This window comes from Streptomyces sp. SID5464 (genome assembly GCF_009862985.1).
GTDB classification, from domain to species: domain Bacteria; phylum Actinomycetota; class Actinomycetes; order Streptomycetales; family Streptomycetaceae; genus Streptomyces; species Streptomyces chartreusis_D.
Genome location: NZ_WWIQ01000020.1, coordinates 187,826 through 193,825 on the forward strand (window position 1 = coordinate 187,826; position 6,000 = coordinate 193,825).

The 6,000-nt window shown below is 72.8% G+C and carries 4 protein-coding genes; 1 reads left to right on the forward strand and 3 read right to left on the reverse strand.

The window, feature by feature from the left end; all coding sequences use genetic code 11:
• Positions 1-71: 71 nt before the first annotated feature.
• Positions 72-956, reverse strand: a complete 885-nt coding sequence (locus tag GTY47_RS13570; protein ID WP_010034116.1) for a MurR/RpiR family transcriptional regulator — start codon at positions 954-956, stop codon at positions 72-74.
• 161 nt (positions 957-1,117) lie between these two features.
• Between GTY47_RS13570 and GTY47_RS13575 the strand changes: the two genes are divergently transcribed.
• Complete coding sequence (locus GTY47_RS13575) at positions 1,118-1,882, forward strand: SIS domain-containing protein (protein WP_010034117.1); 765 nt, start codon at positions 1,118-1,120, stop codon at positions 1,880-1,882.
• Between the two features lie 57 nt (positions 1,883-1,939).
• Here GTY47_RS13575 and GTY47_RS13580 read toward each other — a convergent pair whose 3' ends face one another.
• Both GTY47_RS13580 and GTY47_RS40825 read right to left on the reverse strand, forming a co-directional pair.
• The gene (locus GTY47_RS13580; RefSeq protein ID WP_231911109.1) at positions 1,940-5,035 is read right to left on the reverse strand and encodes a beta-N-acetylglucosaminidase domain-containing protein; all 3,096 of its coding nucleotides are present in this window, start codon (positions 5,033-5,035) and stop codon (positions 1,940-1,942) included.
• Positions 5,036-5,197: 162 nt separating this feature from the next.
• On the reverse strand, positions 5,198-6,000 hold an 803-nt coding region (locus GTY47_RS40825; protein ID WP_010034123.1), incomplete at its 5' end, for an ATP-binding SpoIIE family protein phosphatase.

A 6,000-nucleotide genomic window follows, 5' to 3' on the forward strand; every position in this document is an offset into this window, starting at 1 on the left:
GCACGGCAGGAGTGATTCAAACAACCATCTTCACGTCAACTTGGTGGTTCATCCATGCACCCTCGGCCAGATCACCTGGCCCGCCGGGACTTCACGGCGTGCTGCGGGGTGATGTGGTCGGTCAGCGCCAGCGAGGCGCTCGCCCGCTGGTAGGTGAGCTGGGCGACCCGGACGTACAGGCAGTCGACCAGCATCAGGACGGAGTGCCGGCTGCTGATGCTCTCGGCCCGGAAGCTGGTCTCCGAGGAGGACGAGATGAGCCGGATGTCGGCGGTCCTGGACAGGGGCGAGCGCGGGTCGGTGGTCAGGGCGATCGTGGTGGCGCCGCGCTCCTTGGCCATCTCGAACGGTTCGAGGGTCTCGCGGGTCGCCCCGGAGTGGGAGATGCCGATGGCCGCGTCCGCGGGGGTGAGCAGGGCCGCGGAGGTGGCGGCCGCGTGCACCTCGGTCCAGCCGCGGACCGAGCAGCCGATGCGGAACAACCGGGTCTCCGTCTCCTGGGTCACCGCGCCGCTGCCGCCGACGCCGTAGACGTCGATGCGCCGGGCGCGGGCCAGGGCCTGGGCCGCGCGCTCGAGCGCGTCGAGGTCGATCCGGTCGATGGTCTGCTGGATGGCCCGCAGGTCAGCCGTGCCGACGACCTGGACGACCCGTTCGAGGCTGTCGTCCGGTGAGATGTCCGGGCCGATCTCGGCGGTCCCCCAGTCGGACACCTCGCCCCGGCCGCGCTCCTGGGCAAGTTCGATCAGCAGGTGCTGGTAGGAGTCCAGTCCGATGGCCCGGCAGAAACGGGTCACCGTCGCCTGGGAGGTGCCGGTGCGGCGGCCCAGCTCGGCGGCCGAGCAGTGGGTGACGGCGGCCGGATCCTCCAGGATCAGCTCGCCGACCTTCCGCAGGGACCCCGCCAGCCGGGGCAGCTCGGTGCGGATCAGTGTGGTGACGTCCGTGGGAGGCATGGAAAGAAGGTACCAGCCACCCTTCGGGGCGCGGATTGAATACCAGGACCCGGCAGCGGCGCCCGAACCGGACCGATTGAAGACCGGGTACCGGTGTGATTTATTGATTCATCGATGGTGAAGTGTAGGGTGATTCAATCCATCAGTGGGGAGTGTGTCGCGTGTCCGTCGAGTCTGTGAGCGCCCAGGGGTTCGCGCGGGAGAGCCTCGCCGTCCTCCAGCACGTCATCGAATCCGCCCAGGGCGACGTGGCCGCGGCCGCGGACCTGGTCGCCGAGTGCGTCCGCGCGGAGGGTGTCGTCCAGGCCTTCGGCACGGGCCATTCGCAGGCCCTCGTCCTCGAACTCGCCGGCCGCGCGGGCGGACTGGTCCCGACCAACCGGCTGAGCATCGCCGACCTCGTCCTCTACGGCGGGGAGGACCCGTCGGTCCTCGACGACCCGCTCCTCGAACGCCGGGCCGGGGTGGCCGCCCGGCTCTACGAGCTGGCCGCCCCGAATCCCCAGGACCTGTTCGTCGTCATCTCAAACTCCGGCGTGAACAACGTCATCGTGGAGATGGCCCTGCACGCCAAGGAACACGGCCACCGCGTCCTGGCCCTCACCTCCCTCGCCCACACCCGGGCCGTCCCCGCCGCCCATCCCAGCGGCCGGAAGCTCGCCGACATCGCCGACGTCGTCCTCGACAACGCGGCCCCGCGCGGTGACTCCCTGCTCGAACTCCCCGGCGGCGGCTCGGTCTGCGCCCTGTCCACGCTCACCGGCGTGATGCTGGTCCAGATGACGGTCGCCGAGGCGGCCGGCCGCCTCCTCGCCGCCGGTGAGCGCCCGCCGGTCTACGTCTCGGCCAACGTGCCCGGCGGCTTCGAGGGCAACCTGGAGCTGGAGAAGAAGTACGCGGGCCGCATCCGCCGCACGGCGAGCTGAACCGACAGGCCCGCACGGACGGCCGGGGTCCCTCGCCGGGGCCCCGGCCGCTTCATGTCACGTCACCGGTACCGGCGTCAGCGCGACGGCCAGCGGATACGCCCCGGTCGTGAGCGGCGCCCCGACGGCACCGGACGCCGTGTCGACCGGGACCAGGGCGCCCGCGTCGGCGGTGGTGACGTACGCCGTGCCGCCGTTCCAGTCCAGGGCGACGTCGAAGGCGGACCTGCCGACCGTCACCGCCTTGCCGGGGGCGCCGGTGACCGTGTCGACGGGCGTGACGGTGTCACCGGTGCTGGGACTGACCCACAGCGTCCGGCCGTCCGGCGACAGGGCGAGACCGTAGGCCTGGCCGGAGACCAGGAGGGTCGGCTCGGTGTCGTTCGTGGCCGTGTCGATCGGAGTGACCGTGGAGCCGCCGGAGTTCGACACGTACACCGTCCGTCCGTCGGGCGCGGCCACGATGTTGAAGGGACTCGGGCCCACGGGGACGGCGGCACCGGCCTTCCGGGTGGCCAGGTCGACCGGGGTGACCGTGTTGTCCTTGATGTTGGGCACGTAGAGCGTGCGGCCGTCGGGCGTGATCGCCATGTTCTCGGGCCCGTTGCCGACCCGGACGGACGGGCCCGCGGTGAGGGCCGACGTGTCGACGGGCTGGACCGTGCCGTCCCCGTAGTTGGCGACCCAGAGGGTGCGGCCGTCGGGGGTGAGCGCCAGCCCGGCGGGGACCCGGCCGACCGGGACCGTGGCGGTGACCTTCCCCTGCGCCACGTCGATCACGCTGACCGTGTTCGAGCCCTGGTTGGCCGCGTAGGCGGTGCGCCCGTCCGCACTCGTCACGACCTCACCGGGATTGGCGCCCACGGCGATCTCCGTCGTCTTCCTCGACGACAGGTCGACGGAACTCACCGACGCCCCACTGAAGTCGGCCGTCAGCGCCCGCGGCGTGCCGGTGCCGTCGGTGACCTGGACGGGCAGCGCGCGGGAGAGCACTCCGTCGCCCGTCACCACGACCGAACGCACTCCGGCGGTCGTGCCCTCCCGGGCCGTGACGGTGACGGTCGCGGACGCGCTGCCCCCGGCCGGGACGGTCGCGGTGCCCTCGGCGGGCGTGGCGGTGACCCCGTCGGGGACGGTCAGCTTCCAGGAGACCGTCCGGGCGGCGGAGTCGGAGAAGGAGAGAGTCAGCTCGGCGGAGCCGCCCGGCTTCAGGCTGACGGAACCGGGCGCGAACGTGGCGTCCACGCCCGGGTCGGGCGCGTTCTCGGTCATCGCCGTGTAGAGGAACCGGTCCATCACGCCCGGGGACACCTGCTGGGGGATCGCGTCGAGTTCCTTGCGCTCGGCCCTCAGCCGGTTCCAGTACGTGGTGACCGCCTCGGTGTCGCCCCGCTTGCCGGCCAGCAGCAGGTCGACGGCCGTCCGCCCCGCGGTGCCGTAGCGGCCGAGCTTGTCCAGCCAGGGCGAGGTCTCCTGGAGGAACCCGGGGTTGTCGAGGCGGGCGCGGAGCGCGCCGGGCGTGGCGGCCATGTCGGCGAAGTACGACCGGAGCGCGGCGGCGGCCCGGTCGAGGCCGGAGCCCCCGTCGTAGGCCTTGCGGAACCGGGTGATGAGCGCGCTGAGCGTGGGGGACTCGGTCGGGTCCAGCTGGGACGAGTAGTTGTTCTCGGCGAAGATCCGCAGCCACTTGGCCGCGGCCGGTCCGGCGAGGTCGCGGACCGAGGCCAGGAAAGCGGCCCGCGGGTCGTAGGCGTCCGGGTTCCACAGGTAGGCGGCGGAGGTGAACAGGGCGATCCGGCTCGCCTCGCCCTGGACCATCGGGTTGGCGGTCACCCCGGCCGCCGCCTTCGCCACGCCGGGCTCGCGGCCGGTGTAGGGGCCGAGCAGCAGCCGGCTGGTGACGTAGTCGTTCACCGGGTAGTTGTCCCAGACCAGGATCGGATGGCCGTAGACCTCACGGGCCTTCGCGACCTGGTCGGCGGTGATGGCGGGCGCGATCACCCCGACGCCGGTCCACTCCACGACCACGGACGCGTCCAGCTTCTCGCGCAGCGCCTTCTTGTAGGGGGAGTCGGCGAGGTCGGAGTACTCGGTGGGGACCATCTCCAGCGGTTCCAGGCCGGAGTGGGTCGCGGAGAAGTCCCGCCACACCCGGTTGAGCAGCTGGGCCTGGGCCGTCCCTGCGGCGGCGCCGCCCGTGCCGAACTCCCGCTCGTCGGCCGCGCAGTTCCACTTGGTGTAGCTGATGTCGTCCAGCGGGATCGCGAACGAGCGCACGCCGATGGCGTACAGCGAGTCCAGCTTGCGGGTGAGGGCGTCGGTGTCGGCGTCCGAGGAGTAGCAGACGGACAGTCCGGGCGAGAGCGCGTAGGTGAAGCGGACGTGGTTGGCGTCGGCGCGGTCGGCCAGTTCCCTGAGTCCCGCCAGCTCGGCTGGCGGGTACGCGTCGCGCCACCGGGCGCGCAGGTAGGGGTCGTCCTTGGGGGAGTAGACGTAGACGTTCTGCTTGGTGCGGCCGTAGAAGTCGAGCTGGCTCAGCCGCTCCGCGTGTGACCAGGGCGTGCCGTAGAAGCCCTCGATCACCCCGCGCAGCCTGGCTGTGGGCCAGTCCCGGACGGTCACCTCGGGCACGGTCCGGGGGACCAGTTGACGCAGGGTCTGGGCGGCGTAGAAGGTGCCGGTGCGGTCGGCGCCGGACAGGGCGAGGAGGGTCCGGCCGTCCTTGCGGCCGGAGGCGAGGACGTAGCCGCCGGAGGGCAGCCCGGCGGGGGACGGGGCGCCCAGCCGCTTCAGGGCGGAGGCCGTCGCGCCGTTCTCGCCTGGGCCGCCGAGGAAGACGGTGAAGCCGGCCCGCGCGGGCGGCTTCTCGACCGTCACGATCCGCTCGGCCCCGGCCTCGCTCAGGACCTTCTCGACAAGGTGCCGGGCCGACGGGTCGGTCCCGCGGCCGACGACCGCCACGACCCGGTCGGGGACGGTGAACCGGCCGGGCCCCGCGTGCAGGCTCTGCGGCTGTGGCCAGACCTGCGGCAGGGCGGTCTTCGAGGGCCGGGCCGGCGCGGCTGCCGCGCCTGGCACCGGTGGGAGGGCGAGGCCGGCGGCGAGCAACAGCGCGACGGCCGGCAGGCGTCCGAGTCGCCGGGGAGGTCTCACACGGGGACGACGGGGCCCAGGGGCTGGGAACACGGGTGCTCCTTCCGGATGCCGCGGGCAGCGACGGCCCGGGCCAGAGAGGATGAGGTGAATGGAGCCACCGAGTGATGTTAGAGATGCTGAATCGATCAATCAATGGGGGTGGCGCGGCCCCGGGGAAGCTCAGGGCCGGGCGAACTCGAACCACACGATCTTGCCGGTGCTGAGCCGGGCCGCGCCCCACCGCATGGCCAGCCTGCTGACCAGGTACAGCCCGCGCCCGTTCTCGTCCGTGGGCCGGGCGCGCCTCAGGCGGGGCAGTTCGGGCGCGTCGTCGCCGATCTCGCAGCGCAGCACGTCGGTGCGCATCAGGCGGAGGGTGACGGGCCGTGAGGTGTGGCGCACGGCGTTGGTGACGAGTTCGCTGACGAGCAGTTCGACGGAGTCGCCGAGGTCCTCCAGGTTCCAGCGGGACAGGGTACGGCGGGCCAGCCGGCGGGCCCGGCCGGGGGCGGAGTCCTCCGGCTCCAGGGACCAGTACGCCACGTCGCCGGGCGCGATGCCGTCGAAGCGGGCGGCGAGCAGCGCGATGTCGTCGTCCCGGTCGCCGGGGCCCACCATGTCGAGGACCTCGTCGCACAGGGCTTCCAGCGCGGGGGGCCGGTCGGGTCCGGCGAGCCGGCCGGTGGTCCCCGCCTTCTCGCGCAGCTGCTCTATGCCGGTCCACACATCGCGCAGGCGGGACTCGACCAGGCCGTCGGTGTACAGCAGCAGCGTCGCGCCCCCCGGGGCGTCGAGTTCGACCGCCTCGAAGTCGACGCCGCCGACGCCGATGGGGGCACCGGGCGGCATGCGCAGCACCTCGGCCCGGCCGCCCGGGTGGAGCAGGACGGGCGGCGGGTGCCCGGCGTTGGCGATGGTGATGCGGTGCGCGACCGGGTCGTAGACGGCGTACAGGCAGGTCGCCATGTGCTCGGCGCCGAGGC